The sequence below is a fragment of the Gordonia mangrovi genome (genome assembly GCF_024734075.1).
GTDB classification, from domain to species: Bacteria; Actinomycetota; Actinomycetes; order Mycobacteriales; family Mycobacteriaceae; genus Gordonia; species Gordonia mangrovi.
Genome location: NZ_CP102850.1, coordinates 3332579 through 3353147 on the forward strand (window position 1 = coordinate 3332579; position 20569 = coordinate 3353147).

General features: G+C 63.1%; 19 protein-coding genes. 11 read left to right on the forward strand and 8 right to left on the reverse strand.

Going from position 1 to position 20569, the window contains the following annotated elements; genetic code table 11:
- Nucleotides 1–11: 11 nt before the first annotated feature.
- The 6 genes from NWF22_RS15090 to NWF22_RS15115 all read right to left on the reverse strand — a co-directional run bounded on the left by NWF22_RS15090 (nucleotide 12) and on the right by NWF22_RS15115 (nucleotide 6483).
- Entirely contained in the window at nucleotides 12–842 is an 831-nt protein-coding gene (locus NWF22_RS15090) for an AAA family ATPase (RefSeq protein WP_160903735.1), read from the reverse strand.
- A gap of 213 nt (nucleotides 843–1055) precedes the next feature.
- On the reverse strand, nucleotides 1056–1751 hold the full coding sequence (locus tag NWF22_RS15095) for an SRPBCC family protein (protein WP_160903578.1): 696 nt from the start codon (nucleotides 1749–1751) through the stop codon (nucleotides 1056–1058).
- Between the two features lie 40 nt (nucleotides 1752–1791).
- Nucleotides 1792–4125: a xanthine dehydrogenase family protein molybdopterin-binding subunit gene (locus NWF22_RS15100; RefSeq protein ID WP_160903577.1), complete on the reverse strand. Its 2334-nt coding sequence runs from the start codon at nucleotides 4123–4125 to the stop codon at nucleotides 1792–1794.
- Nucleotides 4122–4610, reverse strand: a complete 489-nt coding sequence (locus tag NWF22_RS15105; RefSeq protein ID WP_202398903.1) for a (2Fe-2S)-binding protein — start codon at nucleotides 4608–4610, stop codon at nucleotides 4122–4124. Before NWF22_RS15105 ends, NWF22_RS15100 begins: the two co-directional genes overlap by 4 nt.
- Nucleotides 4607–5485, reverse strand: coding sequence for an FAD binding domain-containing protein (locus NWF22_RS15110; RefSeq protein ID WP_160903576.1), 879 nt, complete (start codon nucleotides 5483–5485; stop codon nucleotides 4607–4609). Before NWF22_RS15110 ends, NWF22_RS15105 begins: the two co-directional genes overlap by 4 nt.
- Nucleotides 5486–5778: 293 nt before the next feature.
- Nucleotides 5779–6483, reverse strand: a complete 705-nt coding sequence (locus NWF22_RS15115; protein ID WP_160903575.1) for a GntR family transcriptional regulator — start codon at nucleotides 6481–6483, stop codon at nucleotides 5779–5781.
- 353 nt (nucleotides 6484–6836) lie between these two features.
- Here NWF22_RS15115 and NWF22_RS15120 point away from each other — a divergent pair, with 353 nt between their 5' ends.
- From NWF22_RS15120 to NWF22_RS15150, 7 genes are all read left to right on the forward strand, one after another.
- Complete coding sequence (locus tag NWF22_RS15120; protein ID WP_160903574.1) at nucleotides 6837–8018, forward strand: CaiB/BaiF CoA transferase family protein; 1182 nt, start codon at nucleotides 6837–6839, stop codon at nucleotides 8016–8018.
- A gap of 59 nt (nucleotides 8019–8077) precedes the next feature.
- The gene (locus NWF22_RS15125; RefSeq protein WP_160903573.1) at nucleotides 8078–8941 is read left to right on the forward strand and encodes a VOC family protein; all 864 of its coding nucleotides are present in this window, start codon (nucleotides 8078–8080) and stop codon (nucleotides 8939–8941) included.
- Between the two features lie 32 nt (nucleotides 8942–8973).
- The gene (locus NWF22_RS15130; RefSeq protein WP_160903572.1) at nucleotides 8974–9852 is read left to right on the forward strand and encodes an alpha/beta fold hydrolase; all 879 of its coding nucleotides are present in this window, start codon (nucleotides 8974–8976) and stop codon (nucleotides 9850–9852) included.
- A gap of 55 nt (nucleotides 9853–9907) precedes the next feature.
- Nucleotides 9908–10663 carry a hypothetical protein gene (locus NWF22_RS15135; protein WP_160903571.1) on the forward strand — a complete coding sequence of 252 codons (756 nt, stop codon included), beginning with the start codon at nucleotides 9908–9910 and terminating at the stop codon, nucleotides 10661–10663.
- A gap of 554 nt (nucleotides 10664–11217) precedes the next feature.
- A complete protein-coding gene (locus NWF22_RS15140) occupies nucleotides 11218–11781 on the forward strand; it encodes a nuclear transport factor 2 family protein (RefSeq protein ID WP_160903570.1) in 564 nt (187 codons plus the stop codon).
- 192 nt (nucleotides 11782–11973) lie between these two features.
- Nucleotides 11974–13407: an MFS transporter gene (locus tag NWF22_RS15145; protein WP_160903569.1), complete on the forward strand. Its 1434-nt coding sequence runs from the start codon at nucleotides 11974–11976 to the stop codon at nucleotides 13405–13407.
- 131 nt (nucleotides 13408–13538) lie between these two features.
- Nucleotides 13539–14957, forward strand: a complete 1419-nt coding sequence (locus NWF22_RS15150) for an aldehyde dehydrogenase family protein (RefSeq protein WP_160903568.1) — start codon at nucleotides 13539–13541, stop codon at nucleotides 14955–14957.
- On the opposite strand, the gene NWF22_RS24565 is transcribed toward NWF22_RS15150, so the two are convergent.
- On the reverse strand, nucleotides 14876–15610 hold the full coding sequence (locus tag NWF22_RS24565; protein WP_373691911.1) for a polysaccharide deacetylase family protein: 735 nt from the start codon (nucleotides 15608–15610) through the stop codon (nucleotides 14876–14878). The two genes, NWF22_RS15150 and NWF22_RS24565, sit on opposite strands and share 82 nt — an antisense overlap.
- Nucleotides 15611–15633: 23 nt before the next feature.
- A complete protein-coding gene (locus NWF22_RS15155; RefSeq protein WP_233751589.1) occupies nucleotides 15634–16806 on the reverse strand; it encodes an amidohydrolase family protein in 1173 nt (390 codons plus the stop codon).
- A gap of 360 nt (nucleotides 16807–17166) precedes the next feature.
- Here NWF22_RS15155 and NWF22_RS15160 point away from each other — a divergent pair, with 360 nt between their 5' ends.
- Genes NWF22_RS15160 through NWF22_RS15175 form a run of 4 tightly spaced genes read left to right on the forward strand, consistent with a single transcriptional unit; the run spans nucleotide 17167 to nucleotide 20545 of the window.
- Complete coding sequence (locus NWF22_RS15160) at nucleotides 17167–17781, forward strand: DoxX family protein (protein ID WP_160903566.1); 615 nt, start codon at nucleotides 17167–17169, stop codon at nucleotides 17779–17781.
- Entirely contained in the window at nucleotides 17778–18602 is an 825-nt protein-coding gene (locus NWF22_RS15165; RefSeq protein WP_160903565.1) for an HpcH/HpaI aldolase/citrate lyase family protein, read from the forward strand. The genes NWF22_RS15160 and NWF22_RS15165 overlap by 4 nt, the downstream gene beginning before the upstream one ends.
- 6 nt (nucleotides 18603–18608) lie before the next feature.
- Nucleotides 18609–19775 (forward strand): acyl-CoA dehydrogenase family protein, encoded by a 1167-nt coding sequence (locus NWF22_RS15170; protein WP_129910771.1) that lies wholly within the window; start codon nucleotides 18609–18611, stop codon nucleotides 19773–19775.
- Nucleotides 19776–19786: 11 nt separating this feature from the next.
- The gene (locus NWF22_RS15175) at nucleotides 19787–20545 is read left to right on the forward strand and encodes an enoyl-CoA hydratase/isomerase family protein (RefSeq protein ID WP_160903564.1); all 759 of its coding nucleotides are present in this window, start codon (nucleotides 19787–19789) and stop codon (nucleotides 20543–20545) included.
- Nucleotides 20546–20569: the final 24 nt, after the last annotated feature.

Below are 20569 nucleotides of genomic sequence, written 5' to 3' on the forward strand. Positions count from 1 at the left end.
TGATTCGGCGATCACGATGCTGCATGCTCCTCGAGGGAACCACGCACCTCGGATACGTCTTCGCGGTACTTCACCAGGGCGCCGAGGGAGGCTTCGGCCTGATCGGCGTCAACAGTTGTGGCGCCCAACCGATGTAGTGCTTGGGTCCAATCAATGGTTTCGGCTACGCCGGGAACCTTGACCAGCGCGGATTCGCGCCGGAGCCGTTGCACGATCCGTACTGCTTGCTCTGCCAGCTCCGAACACGCACCGGGCGCGCGAGAACGGACGATCTGAATCTCACGCTCGAGGTCGGGATAGCCGATCCAGTGGTAGAGACATCGCCGCTTCAAGGCATCATGCAGCTCCCGCGTTCGATTGGACGTGAGGATCACGATCGGCGGGGTCGCAGCCGTCAGCGTGCCGATCTCCGGAATCGACACCTGCCAGGAGGACAGCACTTCGAGCAGGAATGCCTCGAACTCGTCGTCGGCACGGTCGATTTCGTCGATCAGCAACACTGCCGGTGACTGCTGCAACGCTCGAAGTATCGGACGGGCGAGCAGGAAGCGTTCGCTGTGGACGCTGGCTTCTGCTTCTTCGCTCACTACCTGGCCGTTGAGTTGCAGCGCACGCAAGTGAAGAATCTGACGAGGAAAGTCCCAGTCGTACAGCGCCTGCGAGGAGTCAATTCCTTCGTAGCACTGCAGCCGGATCAGCTCGACTCCGAGTCCCTCGGCCAGCGCTTCGGCCAGCGCGGTCTTTCCGGTGCCCGGTTCGCCTTCCAACAGGAGGGGGCGTTGGAGGTCGAGCGCCAACCACACGACCGTGGACAGCGTTGTGTCGCTGAGGTATCCGCCCATTTTCAGGACCGCCGCGACGGCGTCGGGTGAGTCGAGTCGGGAGAGGATCGGGTCGCTCGTCACGCTCGTTCCTCCTTTCCTGTCATGAACCTGCGCCTCGAGGTCGACCCGTCTATCCGTGTGGCACGACGCGGCGGGGCCGACTGTGGGGATCACCCAGTCGACACGATGTTCCGCCGCGCCGTACCGGACTCCGGCGTGCCGACTTCGATGTCAGCGGTGTGCCCGGGTGCGGCGGCGCCGTAGCCACATCGATGCGGCGGCGAGACCGAGAACGAGTGCTGCGCCGGCTGCGATCTGTCGTTTGATGCGCCCGGACACCAGGGAGCTGAGATCGAGGGCCTCGGCCTCAGCGGCGCGGACACTGGCCGTCGGCGTCGACGCCGACGATGTCGTGGCGGTTTCTGTGGCCGGCGGACTGGATTCGGGGTTATCGGTGGTATCAGCTGCCGAAGGTGCTGCCCCATCGTCAGCCAATAGCTTCGCGAGATTGTCTGCGAAGGTCGAGATCAGACTGTTGCTGACGTCGGCGATCATGCCGCGACCGAACTGGGCCGGGCGCCCTGTGAGTCCCAGATCGGTTTCCACGGTCACGGTGGTTATCCCGTCCGCTTCGGTCAAGACCGCTTCGATCCGAGCGTTCGCAGATCCGGAGCCCTTCATCTCCTTGCCGGTTCCGTGCATGGTCAGGCGGTGCGCGGTGTCGTCTTGCTCTTTGATGATCATTTCGCCCCGGTACTGCAGGTTGATCGGGCCGAGTTTCACCTTGACGCGACCGTCGCAGACAGTGCCGTCGAACCGGTCGACACTCGCTCCGGGCAGGCAAGGTGCCACTCGCTCCAGGTCGAGCAGCGTCTCCCATGCGACTTGTGCCGGAACAGGGATGGTGAACGAGTTGGTGAGTTGCATGTGTTGTTCCTCCTGGTGGATGACGAGGTGAAGGTCGTGGTTATCGTTCGGCTGCGACGACGCCGGCGAGTTCGAGAATGCGGGCCGGCGGAAGGTACTGCTCGGTGATGCGTACATCGAGGTGCGCCAGTGCGTCCTCGATGGCGCTGGTCAGGGCGGCCGGTGCGACGATCGCGCCGCCTTCGCCGATTCCGCGATGGTCGATTCCGCCGGTCGGCGCCGACTCGATGTGTTCGATCTCGATCAGGGGGACCTCGGCCGACGTCGGCAGCAGATAGTCCATGAATGTGCCCGATTGGCAGCCGCCGTCGGTGTCGTAGAGAACTTTTTCGTAGAGGACACCGGCGATACCTTGGGCGACGCCGCCGCGGATCTGGCCCTCGACGATGGCCGGATTGATGAGCCGACCGCAGTCGGAAACGGCGATATAGCGCACGATGTCGACGGCTCCGGTGTCCAGGTCGAGTTCCACGATGCACAGGTGGGTGCCGCCGGACCAGCCGCTACCGCCGACGCCGTCCTCGGTGAAGGTCTCGGTGGCTTCGAGCCCGCACTCCTGACCATAGAACGGGGAGTTGTCGCTGAAGTACGCCTTGTGGGCGACTGACGATATCGGGATCCCGCTCGCCGGAGCACCATTCGGTGCGACAACGCCATCCGCGATGGCGAGGTCGGATGCGTCGATCTCGAGCATCTCGGCGGCGGTGTCGAGGATCTGTTGCCGCACCACGCGCGCGCTCTTCACGACCGCTCCGCTCGCCCATGTTGCCGCTCGACTACCGCCGGTGCCGATGAGGTTGTACGGGGTCTGGTCGGTGTCTCCGTACATCACGCGTACGTGATCAAACGGTACGCCGAGTTCGTCTGCAGCGAGTTGAGCCAACGTCGTCTGATGACCCTGCCCGTGCGGCTGCTGGGACGTTATGACCACCACGTGCCCATTGGGTTCCATTCGGACCGTCGCGTCCTCCGGTGAATAGCCGCGGGCGCCCATTGGTCCCGGCGCGGCCTCGAGATAGGTGGCGAATCCGATGCCGAGTGCACGCCCCGCAGCCCGAGCCTGTACTTGTTCCTCGCGGAACTTGCTGTACTCCGCCAGTTCCAAAGCGCGGTCCATGGACTGACGCGACGTGATGCCGGCAAGGCTGTATCCGGTGATCCCGTGATCGTCGGCGTCTCCATCGAAGAGCGCGCGTCGTCTGAATTCGGTCGGATCGAGCCCGACAGCGCGAGCGCCGAGGTCGACAATCCGCTCTCGAACCCAGGTCTCGATCTCCCACGGGCCGCGATAGGGGACCACGGTGCACTTGTTGGTGGTGACCACTATTCCGGTGAACGCGAGCGCTCCGACTCGGTATGGGCCGGGAAGGTATTTCAGGATGAGGTCGGGGAACTGGGCCGCCGGAATGCCCAGGCATGTGTAGGCGCCCTGATCGATGACGAGCGTCGCGCGCAGACCCAGAATCGTCCCGTCGTCAGCAAGGGCCAGCTCCACGTCCATCCGCTCATCGCGCGCATGTCCGGAGGCCAGCAGGTGCTCGTTGCGGTCTTCGATCCACTTGACGGGCTGACCGAGCAACCGGCTCGCGGCTCCAATCGCGATGTCTTCGCGAGTGATGGCGGACTTGAGCCCAAAACCGCCACCGACGTCCTGCGCCAGTACTCTGACTCGCTCCAGTGGGATATCGAGGAGATTCGCGAGACTGGTGCGAAGTGTCTGAGGCGACTGAGTCGAGGCATGGAACGTCAGACTTCCCAAGCCTGCGTCGTAATCGGCCACGACCCCACGGGTCTCCATCGGCACATTGGCCTGACGTTCCTGGCGCAGTGTCTCGCGCACCACGTGGGTGGCTTCCGCGAACGCAGCGTCGACGTCACCGAACGTGGTGTCCTTTCGGTAAGCCACGTTGCTGCCGAGGTCCTCGAAGATGTTCACACTGTTCGGATCGAGGGCTGATTCCATGTCGGCGACTGCGTCCAATGGGTCGTAGTCGACATCGATCAACTCCATGGCGTCTTCGGCAATGTAGCGGTTCTCGGCCACGACGATCGCAACGGGATCGCCGACGAAGCGCACTCGATCGGTCGCCAGCGGCAACGTCGGCGAGTGCAGAAATGGTGGGAGGAAGACCGGAAAGTCGGTGTAGGGCTTGGTGACCGCGGCGATGTCGTCACCTGTGAGCACGGCGACGACGCCCCGGACACGTCGAGCGTCCTCGGCGTCGATACCGTTGACACGAGCATGTGGGAACGGGCTTCGGAGGAATGCGGCGTGCAGCATCCTCGGCAGCTTTACATCATCGACATATTTGCCTTTGCCCGTGAGGATGCGGGCATCCTCGACCCGCTGGACACTGGCTCCGACCAACCTCATTGTGCGACCTGTCCCTCTGATTCGTGTACGCGGCGAGCGGCATCCAACACACCATCGACGATCGATTGATAGCCGGTACACCGGCACAGGTTTCCGGCGAGCTCTTCACGAATCTCGGTCTCGGCGACCCCGTCCCGCAAGAGTGATAGTGCAGTCATGACGAAGCCCGGCGTGCAGAAACCGCACTGGAAACTGTGGTTGTCGCGGAAGGCCTTCTGTAGCGGATGAAGTTCGCCACCGTCCGCGACGCCTTCGATGGTCTTCACCGACTTGTTGGCCGCCTGCACGGCCAGCACCAGGCACGAACGAACGGGCACGCCATCAAGCTCCACCGTGCATGCTCCGCAGACGCCGTGTTCGCAGCCCAGGTGGGTACCGGTCAGTTCGAGATCTTCTCGGAGAAAGTCGGCCAGGGTCCTACGCGGCTCGACAAAGCCCTCGCGTTCAACGCCGTTGACGACGACTTCAATGGGCATTCGTTTCATCGTGAGACTCCCGATCGATCGTAGGCTTCGGTCAGGCATTGCCGTAGAACCGTTTTCATGAGCTGGCGGCGATACGCCGCAGAGCCGTGGACATCCGACGGTGGGTCTATCTCGGATGCTGCCGCGGCAGCTGCGTCGTCCCACAAGCTCGGTGATGCCGTCTGGCCGAGGATTTCCTTCTCGGCGACCGCCGCGCGTACAGGCTTCGAACCGACACCGAACAGGGAAATGGATGCGTGCGTGACGGTTGTGTGCGCCTGGTCGAGTGAAATGCCGGCGACTGCTCCGACGATGGCGAAATCACCGCTACGCCTAGAGAATTCGCGCACGGACCAGCCGGTTTTGGCCGGGCTGCAGGGAACCACGACGGTGGTGATCAGTTCGGTCGGTTCGATTGTCGTGGTCAGGAAGTTCTCGAACAGGTCGGCCGCCGGGATGGTCCGACTGCCGCTGGAACTGCGAGCAATGACGGCCCCATCGGTGGCCAACAACATCGCCGGAAGCTCAGAGGAAGGGTCTGCATGGGCAATGCTGCCGCCGACCGTTCCCCTGTTGCGAATCGTGGCATGTCCGATATGGCGTAGGGCCGCCGGCAGGACCGGTGCCACTCGTGCCACCTCGTGTGACGTTTCGACCTGACGCTGGCGAGTGATGGAGCCAATGGCCACCCGACCATCTGTGCAGTTGACTGACGACAGTTCGGCGACGCCATTGATGTCGATCAGGTGCTCTGGCTGACTCAGGCGTAAGGACATCAGCGGCACCAGACTCTGGCCGCCGGCGAGGAGTTTGGCTTCGTCGCCGTGTTCGGCCAAGAGATCCACCACCTCCTCGACCGTTGACGGCGCGTGGTACTCGAACGCGGCGGGCTTCATGGCACCTCACATGGACGCAAATACAGACAATGACGCGGGTCATAATCTACCTGACTGTGTGACCCGCATCTATCTTACCGTACTCCGTAATCTCGGAGTACGGTAATACAATTTGGCCCTGGACTCGACGGCGCGCATCGGTGCGTGTGATGGGCTGATCGGTGTTTCCGACTGGGCCCCAGAGGGTGCCATAGAGGGCGTCACGTGACGTTTCCCTGTCTCGCCGGCCCCGGGCCTGTGATCAACGCCGGTACAGCGCCATTTCGGGGCCGCTGTACCGGCGCGCCGGTGTCTCAGGCCGAGCCGACGCGAACAGCGCTTCGGTCGGCGTTGGTAGATTGCTCCAGCAGTTCCAGGGCGAGGGTGGCCGCAGTCTGTACGTGTGATTCGCAGGCGGCCCAGGCTGCCTCGGCGTCGCCCGCGGTGGCGGCCCGGGTGATCTCCTTGAGCTCGCGTTCAGCGACAACGTTTCGTTCCGCCGAGAACATCAGCAACCGTCGGAGAAGGCTCGTGCGCGCACGGATCCCGAGGAGGGTGGACCGGATGGCCGGATTGCCGGCGCCATCGAGCAAGGCGTCGTCGAACTCGTCTTTGGCCGCCACGATCTTGTAGGCATCGCCTGCGGCATATGCAGCGGACAGGCGCTTCATGCGCTCCTTGAGGCTGGCGCGTTGGGCTTTGGTGGCGCGATTGGCGAAATCGCGGCCCGCCAGGGCTTCCAACACCGCCCTCACCTCGTAGAGGCCACGTGCCTCCTCTGCCGACAGCGTGGCCACCACTGGCCCCCTGTTGGGGACGATGTTGACGAGTCCTTCCGACTCGAGTTGCCTCAGTGCCTCTCGGATCACCGTGCGACTGACTCCGTACCGCTCGCACAGGGTGCGCTCGATCAACCGTTCGCCGGGCTCGAAATGCACGGCAACGATTTCACCCCGAAGCAGGTTGACCACCTGCATACGGAGCGGGGCGGCCTCGCGATGTACCTGTTGTTGCTGCATGATCCCTCCGATTGTCATACCGTGCAACGATCATTCGATCCTACGGCCCAGCAGGGCAGATGCCTATAGGACGCGGCAGGGAGGCGGCGGCTGGGCTCGTGGATCTGTGTCGCCTACCTGCGGCCGGAGGGCATTCGATACCAGTTTGGCCTCGGTGACGTGGCGCGTGCAAGGTGCCTTGTGTAGTCCCGGTCACAACCGTATGATCTAATCCAGTATTACGGTAGTACGAAGTCACGCGGTGGTGGGTCGAACTCCCGACTGGCGTTGCAAGCGCTCGAGTTGCGGTTTGCCTACCGCTAGCAGAGAAAGAGGGCATCAGAATGGCCGGTTTGCTCGATGGTTTCCGAGTGGTGGAGTCAGGAGTCCTGCTCGCAGTCGGTCGGTTGGGATCGCTCTTGGGTGAAGAGGGTGCCGACGTCATCAAGATCGAGGTGCCAGGGGTCGGTGATTATCTGCGCAACGTCCAGGGCTTGATGGCTCCTGACTGGTCGTTTTTCCATCTCGCCGTCAATCGTGGGAAACGGAGTGTCACGATCGACGCCAAGACCGACGACGGGCACGATCTGATCGGCAAGCTGCTGGGCTCGGCGGATGTGTTCATCACCGGCAACGTCGGCGACACCAACCGGAAGCTGGGACTGGACTACGACTCGGTGAAAGCGATCCGACCCGACATCGTGTATTGCCAGATCACCGGTTTCGGGGCGAGTGGGCCGTATCGCGAGATACCGACGCACGGCAATATGATGGAGGCGCTGGCCGGCGTCAGTGATGGGCGGTCCCTCGGGGACGATGGCCTCGTCCGCAGTATTCCGGGCCAGGAAGCGCCGCTGTCCAGCGGTGGGGTGGTGCTCGGCCCGCTCGAGGGTGCATACGCGATTGCGGCCGGACTGGCACGTCGAGCCCGCACGGGTGAGGGATGTTTCATCGACATCTCGTGTGCCGACGCGGTGCTCGCGGCCGATTGGCTCAGAACAATAGAAGAGCTCAATCCGAGCAAATGCCATCGGCCTTCGGACGCCCACGATGTGTCCTCGAGTGCGAAGTATCAGTACTACCAGACGCTCGATGGCAAGTTCATCCTGTTCTGCTGCGTCGAGGCAAAGTTCTGGGATCGCTTCTGCGATGCGGTGGAGCGTCCCGACCTGAAGGATCGGCACGACCGTACGCTCGTCATCGACTACGCGTTCCATGACGTCGAGCTCCGAAAGGTCCTGCAGCAGATCATCATCGAGCGGACCCTGGATGACTGGATGACCCTCGCGGTGGAGCATCACATCGCCATCGGTCCGGCCAACGACCTGGAGGGTGCGTCCACTGATCCGCACATGAACGCGCGGGGGATGTTCATCAAGGAAGATCACCCGGTGCTCGGCGCCTTCGAGACTGTGCGGAGTCCCATTCATGTGGACGGACACGAGTTCGAATACAAGTCGGCGCCCGCGCTGGGCGAGCACACCAACGAGGTTCTCTCCGAGCTCGGTGTGAGTGAACCCGAAATCGACAAGCTGCGGTCCGCCGGAGTTCTGTGACCACCGAAACCAAGAGACCTACGGCGTAGAAGGAGAAGCGTGTGGCGGGTTCAGGAGCCATGAACACGTTGGGCATCAATCATGCGACCGTGGTGGTCGATGACCTCGGCACGGCGCGGCGACGCTACATGGATGTGTTCGGTGCAGTGTTCTTTCGCGAAGGGGCGCCGAGTCGTCTGGCCGAAGAACACTACGATTACAACCTGTTCTATGTCGGCAACCTGATGATCGAAAGCATCGCCCCGCACAAGAAGCCGGACGACACTGTGCTGCAACGATTTGTGGCGAGGTACGGATACGGATATCACTTCTTCCATTTTGGAGTGGAAAGTCTCGATGCCGCGCGCGAGGAGTTGCTGTCACGCGGATACGAGCTGGTGACCCAAAACCGCTTCGCCATCACCACTCATCCGCGATCGACTCACGGTTTGATGCTCGGCGCTGCAGAAGGGTTCATGAACCCGCCATGGGATGCGACATGGGTCAACGGGAATGCCGCCGGACTACGTGGCCTGCGCTCGGTCAACTTCGTCGTTCCCTACGCGGAGGCGGCAGCACAACATCTGACCGAGGTCTGGGGAGGCACACTGGTCGGTCAGCAGAGAACGGACGGCGCAAACCCGACTTCCACGTACTACATCTCCTTCGGCCCAAAGGATCTCGGAAGCGTCCGTGGTCCGCACGTCGTCGGACTCGTCCAACCGCTGACAGAAGAGGGGAGCGTGGCCGACTTCCTCCGGAAGCGGCAACCGCGCGCCTACTCCATCACCTGGTCGGTCGAGGACATCGCCGGCACGAAGTCCTTTCTCAACGATCGAGCCATCGACTTCGCCGAAACGAGCCTGCACGGCGAGGGCATCACCATTTCGCCGGATCAGATGTTCGGCGCAGTCCACGAATTCAGCGATCGCGGAGTGATTTGATGCCACGGGGTTCGAGAGTAGGAGGATCGGGGATGGTCAGCCGCAGTGAACCAGTGACGTTCCGCGGCAGCGGAGTGGACCTTGCCGCAGATCGGTGGGGAGCAGCGCATGGCGTCGAGTACGGAACGGTTCTGCTCCTGCACGGAGGTGGTCAGACGCGGCATTCATGGCAGAAGACCGGCGCACGGCTGGCCGCCGCCGGATGGACGGCGATCGCCATCGACGCACGCGGACACGGAGACAGCGAATGGGCGGCAGACGCCGACTATGGCGTCGATGCGATGATCGCCGACCTGCGTGAGGTCGTGGCGACCCTGCAGGTCGAACCGGTTCTGGTCGGCGCGTCCATGGGGGGCATCACCTCGCTGATCGCACTGGGACAAACCCCTGGCTTGGCGCGGGGACTCGTCTTGGTCGACGTCACCCCGCGGATCGAAGCGGAGGGCAGTGCGGAGATCAATGCGTTCATGCGAAGTGGCTCGCACGGGTTCTCGTCGCTGGAAGAAGCCGCAGACGCGGTGAGTGCCTACATCCCGAACCGGGTGCGTGCACCGCGGCCAGAGGGTCTGCGTAAGAACTTGCGGCTGCGCGAAGGGCGATGGTTCTGGCATTGGGATCCACGATTCATCTCCGATGATCCGCAGGCCCAGACTTTCGACGCTGACAAGGAGATGCAAGAACGCTGCCGAACCGCCGCCCGGAGTCTCACACTGCCGACATTGCTGGTCCGTGGCGGCTCATCGCGTGTGGTGAGTCAAGAAGGTGCAGCGGAGCTGCAGGAGCTCGTACCCACGGCACAGCGCATCGACGTCAGCGGGGCGGGACACATGGTCGCCGGCGACGACAACGACATCTTCACCGCTGGACTCCTCGATTTCCTCACGCCACTTCGGCTTTCCGTGACGACGTAGAACCGTCGCATCGAGGGATCAGACCACACCGATTCACAACGCAAAGGAGACAGCTGTGCACAACGAAGTCACACCAACAAAGGGCTACGACCTCAGGCAGATGTGGGGCGATACCAAGCAGGCGATCGACGAGCTGTTGGCCGACATCGAGGCGGATCAGTGGCAGTTGCCCGTCGTGGCCGTAGGAACCGATGCATCGGTCCTGGGGGTCTACGGGCATCTGGTCGATATGGCGGAGCGATTGGTCGATGGCGAGTCGAATGTGCTTGCCGCCTGCGGCCCAGATGCGTTCGCAGGTTCGGCGCCGTCGGCCACGTCCGTCGATTCCGTGCGGGATCGGTGGGCTGCTGTCGCTCCCCGTGTGGGCGACTCTCTCACGGTGGAGAGCGAATCCGGCCGCGGTTTCATCATCGATCTGGTGATGCACGAGCATGATCTGCGGATGGCTCTCGGAAAACTGGGACGTCGTGACACAACCGAGATTCGGTACGCGCTGGTCGAATTGGGGCGAAACTTCTCTGAGCGGGTGAGTGACCAGGGTCTGCCGCCCCTGCGCGTGACGGTCGAACAGTGGGGCATGGTCGCCGGCGAGGGGTACGCAGTGGAGTGTGTCGTCGCCGACCGATACGAGTTCGTTCGCGGGTTGAGTGGACGGCGCTCGGCGAGTGAGATGGACCGCTGGAACTGGAGCGCCAGTGTGACGCCGTGGCTGACGGCGATCTCGGAGACCGGGGCTGTTCGCGACACCGAACTGCAGGAGCGAGACCCCCGCATTCCCGCCCACATGCGAGACCGCGAGTTCGTCCTCTGAGCATTCGGGGCCAGTGTCGCGAGACGCACACGCAAGCCGTGTCGCTCGTCCCCGGCTGAGGCGCCGTTCCGACGAGAGCGGTGATCCGATGATGATCACCAGCGGTTTCACGACTGACGGGGTACGCGCGACGCCGCGGCTGCGTCCGCGTGCGGTGATTGTTGGTGAACCGACGGCTTGAGGCTGCGCTCAACAGGGCCGGCCGGTCAGCAAGCATGGACCGGCTCCGTTCTGCTGAACAGAACAACTCGGCCACTGGCGCCGACACTCTTGCGACCGTGAGAATACCGTATTACAGTAATCCCACCGGGGGTGATGTGGGACACATACGGCTCGATCGGGGAGCTGACACACAGTGAGAGGCAGATGCGTGTACACCTCCTTCGGCAACGTCGATCCTTTGCGTCAATCCCTCGGTGTCGATCGCTCTGCGGGCCAGCCGATTCCTTCGATCCCCGGCAGCGTTTCGCGGAGCGTGGACGCAGTGTTCTCACGTCACCGATTCCCGGCCCTCAATCCACGCCTGCGGCAGAGTCGCGCATAAGGAGTAATGAATGACGTTGTCAGATGCCGGCAATGCCCTCAGTGGCGTCCTCGACGAGCTGAGTGTGCTGCGCCGAGAAGTGCAGATCCTTCGCGACAAGGACTATATCCGGGAACGGATGGATCTCTACGCCTTCCTGCTCGATGCCGCACGCTGGAAAGACATCCCGCAGGAGATCTTCACGGCGGACGGTGTCGACTTCCATCTCCCCGAAGCAACTCCGGTGCAGGTGATTCGTGGTCGCGACGAGCTGATGGACTTCTTCGTCGAAACAATGCCACAGTTCGCCGGAACTCAGCACATGATGGGTAACCACGCCATTCGGGTCAACGGCGATGAGGCCACGAGCCGGTTCTACGCGTTGTGCGCGCATTGGTTCCATGACGCCGATCGCTCCGGCGCGGACTGGACCGTTGCCATCTGCTACGACGACAAGTGGCGGCGTACTGCCGATGGTTGGCGGGTGTATGAGCGTCGTCTGCATCACTTCGGGCCGGACGGGATCGCTTCGGGCAGCGCTCCGGGCACCCAGACGACAGTCGGGACGGATTTGTATGGGTCACGCGACAGATGAGTCGACCCGGCAGGTGGGCCGACCACATAACTGATCCGCTGATTGACGGCTGAAACCGGTCAACCAGCGTATGCCGAATGTGGTCATATCTGATCGGCGTCTGCGCGCATGGACCAGGCCATTGCCCCTTTGCCTGGCCGAAAATCATGCGCCACATCATCACTCGATTTTCACTATTGCAAGGAGATACACATGAGTGGACACAGCCCCAGTGTCGACTACACGTCCCAGCGTGAGCGCGTCGCGCTCGCTCGGCTCGAGCGGGTGCCACTCGACTGGCGCATGATGGGCATTCTGCTGACGCTCGGCATGGCCGTTCTCTTCGATTTCGCCGATCAGCTGAGCTTGTCCTATGTGGCGCCAAGTCTACGGGATCGTCTCGGGTTCGAGGTCAGCAACATCGCGCAGCTGACCAGTGCGACGCTGCTCGGCATGATGGTCGGTGGCGCGCTCGGCGGCAGGATCGCCGATCGCTTCGGCCGGATCAGGGTTCTGCAGGGCGGCGTTCTGTTGGGTTCGCTGGGCACGCTGAGCTTCGCCTTCATCCAAGGACTCCCCGAGTTCGTGGCACTGAGATTCTTCACCGGATGGGCGCTGGGCGCGCTCTACATCGTTGCCATCACGTATGTCATCGAGATCAGTCCACCGTCACGGCGCAGTACCCGCACCGCTTTCGTGTCGTTCTTCGGTACCACGTCGGTCATCGTGGTCGCGACGCTCGCCCGGATCATCATTCCCATGAGCCCGGACGCGTGGCGCTGGGTGTTTGCGCTCGGTGGACTCGGTCTCTTGCTCACTATCCCGCTGAAGTTCCTGCTGCCGGAATCGCCGCTGTGGCTGATGTCGCGCGGACGTCACGACGATGCGGAAGCGGCGTTGAACTCGCTCGACCGTTCTCCCGAGCCGGTGGATGTGGCGAGCCTGCCGCTCGCCGATTCGAGCGGCGACGAGAAGGAAGCGGAGCGGGGCAAATGGGCGGACCTCTTCCGCGGGGGCCTGCTCATCCCGACTCTTCTGCTGATGGCATTGTGGTCGTTCTTCCAGTTCGCGGCGCAGGCGATGTCTGTGTGGTTCCCGACGCTGCTGCAGCTTCGCGGGTACACCGGTGAGGATCTCCTCAACACCGCGATGATCGGATCCATCGGCGGACCGGTGGGTGTGCTGACCATGATGATCGCGATGCGCTACATCCATCGGTGGATTGCGATGGTGTTTGTCGCATCGGTGGCCATCGTGGGCGCAGTGTTGCTCGCGCTGGCACCCAGTCCGGAGGTTCTCGCCATCGGCGCGCTGATGATGTTCTATTCGGGCGGCGCATTCGTTCCCCTCATCGATACGACGACAGGCGGCCAGTATCCGACCCACCTGCGTGCTTCTGGCATGGGCTTCACATTCGGTTGGGGGCGTATGACCAGCGTTCTCGGACCGTTCGTCATCGCCGCGATCCTCACGCAGCTCGGCGCGGGTCCGTTCCCGTGGGTGCTGTTGAGCGCGTGGGCGATGATCGCCCTGGTGTCGGTGCTTCTGCACGCACGTCGAAAGGCCCGGAATCCGGGAGACGCGTCGGAGGCGTCGGTGACCCACGCCGGGGATCGGTCGGCGGCTTCGGACTCCACCGCCGTGTGACAGATAGATGTGAATTGTGAAGGCCGCCGCAGGGATGGACTGATAACCCTGCGGTGGCCCTCACCATACGAGTACGTCCGGCGCCGACGGGCAGTAGCGCCGCTCACCTTCTCAGACAACGAGGGATATTGATGAACAGTCGAGATACGTTCTATATCAACGGAAAATGGGTCGACCCAGTCTCTGACGAGACGATACCGGTACAGAATCCGACCACCGAAGAACAACTGGGTACGGTGCCGGCAGGATCTGCCGCGGACGTCGATGCAGCTGTTGCGGCGGCCCGCGATGCCTTCCCCGCGTGGTCACGCACGTCGGTGTCAGATCGCGCAGACTACTTGCGGCGTATCCGTGACGGACTCGCCAAGCGTCAGGACGAGTTCGCTGAGACGATTGCCACGGAGATGGGTTGTCCGCTCAGGATTGCGGGCAGAATCCAGGCGGCGCTGCCGCAAACGGTGGTGGGTGGTGTCGCCGACCTCATCGAATCCTACGAGTTCGACTCGGTCGCCGGCACCTCGATCGTCGCCCGTGAGCCCGTTGGCGTGGTGGGGGCGATCACGCCGTGGAACTACCCGCTGCACCAGATCACGAACAAGCTGGCGCCGGCGTTGGCGGCAGGCTGCACCTTCGTGCTGAAGCCCAGCGAGGTGTCCCCATTCACCGCCTACCTGCTGTTCGACGTCCTCGATGAGGCCGGCTTGCCCGATGGCGTGGTGAATCTCGCGACCGGCTACGGTACTTCGGTCGGCGAAGCCATCGCTGGTCACCGCGACATCGATGCCGTTTCGTTCACCGGATCGCTGCGGGCGGGGCAGCGGGTGGCCGAAGTCGCCTCGCGCAACATCACCCGGGTGACCCTCGAGCTGGGCGGAAAGTCGGCGAACGTGATCCTGCCCGACGCCGACCTGAGCGCGGCTGTGAAGGTTGGTGTGGGCAACGCCTTCCTCAACGGCGGCCAAACCTGCACTGCCTGGACCCGGATGTTGGTCTCGGACGCCCAGTACGATGACGTGCTCGAGATGGTGGCCAGCGTCGCCAAGGGCTACGCGCCCGGTGATCCTCTGGACCCCAAGACGAAATTGGGTCCGATGGCATCGGCGGCTCAGCGTGATCGTATCCGGGAGTTCATCGGAATCGCTCAGAGCGAGGGGGCCCGGGTCGTCACAGGCGGAGCTGAACCGCCGGAGGGCTTCGAGCGTGGCTACTTCGTGCAGCCAACCGTCTTGGCCGACGTACATCCCGATTCCACTGTCGCGCAACAGGAGATCTTCGGACCTGTACTGTCTGTCATTCGCTACGCCGACGAGGATGAGGCGCTGGCGATCGCCAACAATTCTGACTACGGCCTGTCCGGGGCGGTGTGGTCGGCGGATCAAGATCGCGCGATCGCCTTCGCTCGAAACGTACGGACCGGATCGATCGATATCAATGGCGGACAGTACAATCCGATTGCTCCCTTCGGTGGCTACAAGCGGTCGGGAATCGGTCGCGAGATGGGCGTGGCGGGCCTGGAGGAGTTTCTCGAGATGAAGGCAATCCAGCTGTAGCGGGTTGTGATCAACGGCCCGTGAGGTAGATCGGCACCGATGCTGTCCATTGGCATCGGTGCCGATTCTTCTGCTGGGCTACCGAAGCCGCGGACATCGACGGCGTTGCGGCGTCGGGCAAGGCTGCCACCAGCGCTCATCGCGGAGTGGTTCCACCGCCGGCCGTCTGTCTGAGGTTCATGGCTGGTAAGACGACCGATCCAGGACGAACCTCGTCCGTGACGTAGTTGGTGATAGCTTGCGTCGTCGTCGCGCCCAAATCGAGAGGCTCGACATCCCATCCACATGCGTTGATGGGTAAATGAGTGATTACCGTGCTGGTGACCCGCCGCCGCGAGTGCCTGTGCCGCTTCTGGATGCTCGACAACCTGCGACCCGACCACAAAGAACGTGGCGCTGACACCCTTGTCCCGCAGCGCCGAAACGATTTCGTCGACGACCTCTGGGGACGGCCGTCGTCGAACGTCAAAGCGACGACACGATCGTCGGTGTCCACCCGGGCCACGATATCGCCGGCGACTCCGCACGGTGTAGTGGCCCTGTCCGCAAATTCGCCGGGGCTCTTCCACTTGGACGGCCAAACCGGCAGCGAACACATCGGCCCCGTGGCCGGCGCCGTCCGAATGGACGCCGATGGCCACGGGGCCCGACATGTGTTGAGTTGTGGGCGACGCGATCAGGCGTTGGGAGTCAGGTACGCCGCTACCAACTCGTCGTTCAGCTTGAAATCGAAGAGCTTCTCGGCGTTCTGGTGTGTGACCTTGTCCACCTCGTCCTGCGGCACGCCCTCGAAGACCTCCTTCGCGCCGGCCTGGGCGCGCGGGAACGGAGTATCGGCGTGCGGGTAATCCGACTCCCACAGGATGCGGTCGATCTCGAAGTCATGGCGGTACTTGAAACCGATCGGCTCCTCGATCATGCAGAACCACATGTTGCGTCGCGCCACCTCGGACGGCATGATGTGGTCGCCCTCCAGGTGCGTCCAGTACTTGTGACGATCCCATTGGCGGTCCGCTCGCTCGAGTGCCGCGCCGATCCACCCGATGCCGCCTTCAGACCAGACGAGCTTCACATCAGGGAACTTTCGCGGAATCGGGCTGCACATCATGTTGATGGCGCAATGTGCTGCGGTCGTGAACGCAGACGCGATCTGAACCACATCGATCTGGTTGTCCTCTTCCTCGGCGGTTCCCAGGCTACTCGCGCCACTGGAGCCGATGTGCATACACACCGGGAGATCCATCGCCTGCGTCGCCGCAAACAGCTTGTCCCAGTACCCGCTGTGGTAGCCGGGCTGTCCGACTTTCGCCGGGTTCTCCAGCCAGCAGAGAGCTTTGGAACCCTTCTCGACGCTTCGTTCGAGCTCGGCGACGGCGAGATCCACATCCCAGACCGGCACGATCGTCATGGGCACGAACATGTCAGGGGCGGCTGCGCACCACTCCTCCAACATGTAGTCGTTCCAGGCGCGCACGCACGCGAGCGCCAGGTCCTTGTCCTCGAACGTCGCGAACTTTCGGCCACCGAATCCGGGGAGCGTGGGAAATGCGAGCGAGCCGAAGATGCCGTTCGAGAGCAGGTCTTTGCGTCGCTCCTCCGGGTCGTAGCACCCGGGGATCATGTCCTCGAATCGGGCCGGCTCCAGGCCCCACTCCTCACGAGGTTTGCCGGCGACGGCGTTGAGTCCCATGGTGGTTTCGCGGCCGCCCTCCCAGACCCAGATCTGCCGGCCATCCTCCTCGACCACATGCGGAGCGCGGTCTTTGTACTTGGCGGGCACGTAGTCGGACCAGACGTGTGCCGGCTCGATGACATGATCGTCGACGCTGAATAGCTTGTACAAAATCATCTCCTTTGAACAGAGGTTTCGCGTACGCGCCATGTGGCGCAGATCACCTCTAGTGAGAATACCGTATTACGGGATTCGGTTGTGCGCAAGACCGCGATGGGGGAAGGGGGCTGCTGCGTCGGCGGCGGACGGCTCCATCGGGGCCGGATGGGTGTCCCGAGGTTGCGTTATATGGTCTACCGTATTACGGTAATCCCAGAAGTCGTGATCTGGAACACAGCGACTGACAAACGTGACGAGCGCTCGTTCACCAGCAGCCGAGAGGTGACTTGAATGTGGGGGCGCTTGGCAGACGTGGGTGGTCCGCAGACGGGAAGTGTCCTCTGCGGACCACCCATTCCAACCAGTAAGGAGGGCTCGATGACCGGCGTGACGTCGCGAGTTACCGGCAGTGGCCGAACAACGGGCAAGGCCGGCCAAGCGGTGGGCCGCCTTGCCTTGCGGACAGTCGTCGGCGCAACCATGGTTGCGCACGGTGTCAAACACGGCAGGTCGCTGGACGGCACCGCGGGGTGGTTCGGCTCGATCGGCTTTCGGCAGCCACGCGCTCAAGCGGTGGCAAGCAGTGTCGTCGAGGTCGGCGCCGGTGCCTCACTGATACTGGGAGCTGCCACCCCGGTCGCATCCTCGGCAGTCGTGGGAACGATGGTGGTCGCCGCGCGGTCGGTGCACCAGCCCAACGGGTTCTTCATCACCAGCGAGGGTTACGAATATGTGCTGAATCTGGGTGCTGCGGCGGTGGCCGTCGCCGCGCTGGGACCCGGACGCTACAGCGTCGACAACATGCTCGGCCTCGACAATCGCCTGACAAGCGCCCAGCGAGGCATGCTCGCTCTGGGCCTCGGCGTACTGGCCGGCGCCGGGCAGCTCGCGCTCTTCTGGCGCAAGCCCGCACCGAATGGTGTCGATGAACCGACCGCGGCAGTGCCGAGCACCACCGCGGCAGTGCCGAGCACCTCAGAGCAGTCGTCATGAGCGTGCTCCCGACAATCGGTCCCTCACTGCTCTTCTGCCCGGCGAATCGTCCGGCTCGGTTCGAGAAGGCGCTCTCCGCTGCTGACGCGGTCATCATCGACCTCGAGGACGCCATCGCGCACGACGACGACGAGAAATCGTCGGCGCGTGAGACTGTGCGCGAGCACCTCCGCAGTGATCCCGACAAGTTCTTCGTGCGCATCAACGGCCTCGATTCACCGTGGTATGCCGCAGATGTCGACATGCTGCGTGATGTCGGCGCCACGAAAGTCGTGCTGCCAAAGGTCGAGTCGGCCGGCCAGCTACTCAAGACACCTGACCTGACGGTGATTGCCCTGTGCGAGACAGTTCGCGGGGTAGTCAACAGCGGGGAGATAGCGCAAGCAGCGAACTGTGCGGCGTTGTTCTTCGGAGCGGAGGATCTCACCGCAGACCTCGGAGGCCGATCGAGCCGATCGCCAAGCGGTGCCTACCACTCGCCGATCGAGAACGCGCGGTCACAGGTGCTCTTCGCGGCAAAGGCCGCCGGAAAAGCAGCGATCGACGCAGTCTTCCTCGACATCCGAGACTCTGAGGCCCTGGAAGCCGAGAGCCGCTTCGCGTGCGACATGGGATTCGCGGCGAAAGGGTGCATCCATCCCGATCAGGTGCAGCCGATCAGAAGAGCGTACGCACCCAGCGACGAGCAGATCACCTGGGCCCGAGGGCTGCTCGACGCTGTGGCGGTGAATGGTCCCGGAGTCTTCCAATATCAGGGCCAGATGGTTGACAAACCGCTTTATCAGCACGCGCACACGATCATGACTCGAACGGAGAACTAGGACATCATGGAGTTCGACCTCACCAGCGACCAACTCGTCATCAAGAAGGCTGTCCGGGAACTGTGCGGCAAGTTTCCCGATGAGTACTGGCGGAAGATGGACGAGGAGCACGAGTTCCCGTGGGACTTCTACAACGCCTTTGCCGAAGGCGGCTGGTTGGGCATGGCGATTCCCGAGCAATACGGCGGCGCGGGCATGGGGGTCACCGAAGCGGCGCTGTTGCTCGAGGAGGTGGCGGCCTCCGGTGCCGCGATGAATGGCTGCTCACCCCTGCACCCCACCATCTTCGGTATCAACACCGTCACCAAGCATGGCTCGGATGAAATGCGTGAAGAGGTCTTGCCGCAGGCGGCCAATGGGTCCCTGCACGTGTGTTTCGGCCTGACGGAGCCGGATGCCGGTACCGACACCTCACGCATCTCCACCTTTGCCAAGAAGGACGGGTCGGGGTACGTCATCAGCGGGCGGAAGGTGTGGATCACCAAGGCCGCTCAGTCGACGAAAATGGTGCTGGCTTGCCGCACCACCCGCCGCGAGGAGGTGTCGAAGTCGACTGACGGGATCAGTCTGTTCCTCATTGACATCGATCCCGAGAAAGTACAGTTGCAGGCGATCCCGAAGATGGGGCGCAACGCGGTACAGAGCTACCAGGTGTTCATCGACGAACTCCGTGTCCCCGAATCAGCTCGGGTGGGCGAAGAAGGCAAGGGTTTCCGCTATCTGCTCGATGGGTTGAATCCCGAACGAGTCCTGTTGGCACACGAATCTCTCGGCATCGGAACCGCTGCGCTCGAGAAGGCGACCACCTACGCCAACGAGCGGGTCGTATTCGATCGCCCGATCGGCCAGAACCAAGGCATCGCATTCCCTCTGGCCGAGGCGCACATGCGACTCGAGGCCGCTCGCCTGATGGCGCGCAAGGCCGCGTGGCTCTACGACCGAGGACAGAAGTGCGGTGCCGAGGCCAACATGGCCAAATACCTGTGCGCCGACGCTGCCTTCTTCGCCGCTGACCGCGCGATGCAAACACACGGGGGCATGGGTTACGCCCGGGAGTACGACGTCGAGCGGTACTTCCGCGAGGCCAGGCTGATGAGGCTCGCGCCCGTGAGCCAAGAAATGGTGTTGAACTACCTCTCCATGCACGCACTCGGCCTGCCGAAGTCCTACTGAGGAACAAGAAAATGTCTGTCGAGTATGCCCTCGAGGGGCCGGTCGCCTGGTTGACAATCAATCGACCCGAGGCGCGCAACGCACTGAACAAAGAAGTCCGCGAAGGCCTCGCGGCCGGCATGCAGCGCTTCAACGATGATGAGCGCGCCGCGGTCCTCGTCGTGACCGGAGCCGGCGATCGCGCATTCTCCGCGGGCGGTGACCTCAAGGAGATGGCCGACCAATCGACGCGGGTACCACCGATCGACTACATCCCGCAGCCCGGTCGGACGCTCGACGTGGCGAAGCCAATCATCGCGGCAGTCAACGGCGTCGCCTACGCCGGTGGCTTCCTCCTCTCGCAGAACTGCGACCTGGTCGTGGCGGCCGAGCACGCACGCTTCGCCATCACCGAGGTCAAGGTCGGCCGCGGGGCCCCGTGGGCCGTGCCGCTGCCCTGGCTGATGCCACCGCGTGTTGCGATGGAGATACTCCTGACCGGGGATCCGATCGATGCCCACCGCGCGTACACCCTTGGCCTGGTGAACCGCGTTGTACCGCAGGACCAATTGCGGGCGGTGACGCAGAAACTGGCAGAAGGTATCGCGGCCAACGCACCGCTGTCGGTGGCGGCCGCCAAGCGCACTGTGTATCTCGCCGCGGCGCAGGAGCGTACACGCGCGTACGACGAGGCCGAGAAGCTCTGGGAACCGGTGTACCTGAGCGACGATGCGCTCGAAGGCCCGAGGGCTTTTCAAGAGCGTCGCACGCCACAGTGGACCGGAGAGTGACAGAACGATGAAAGCAGCAGGGGC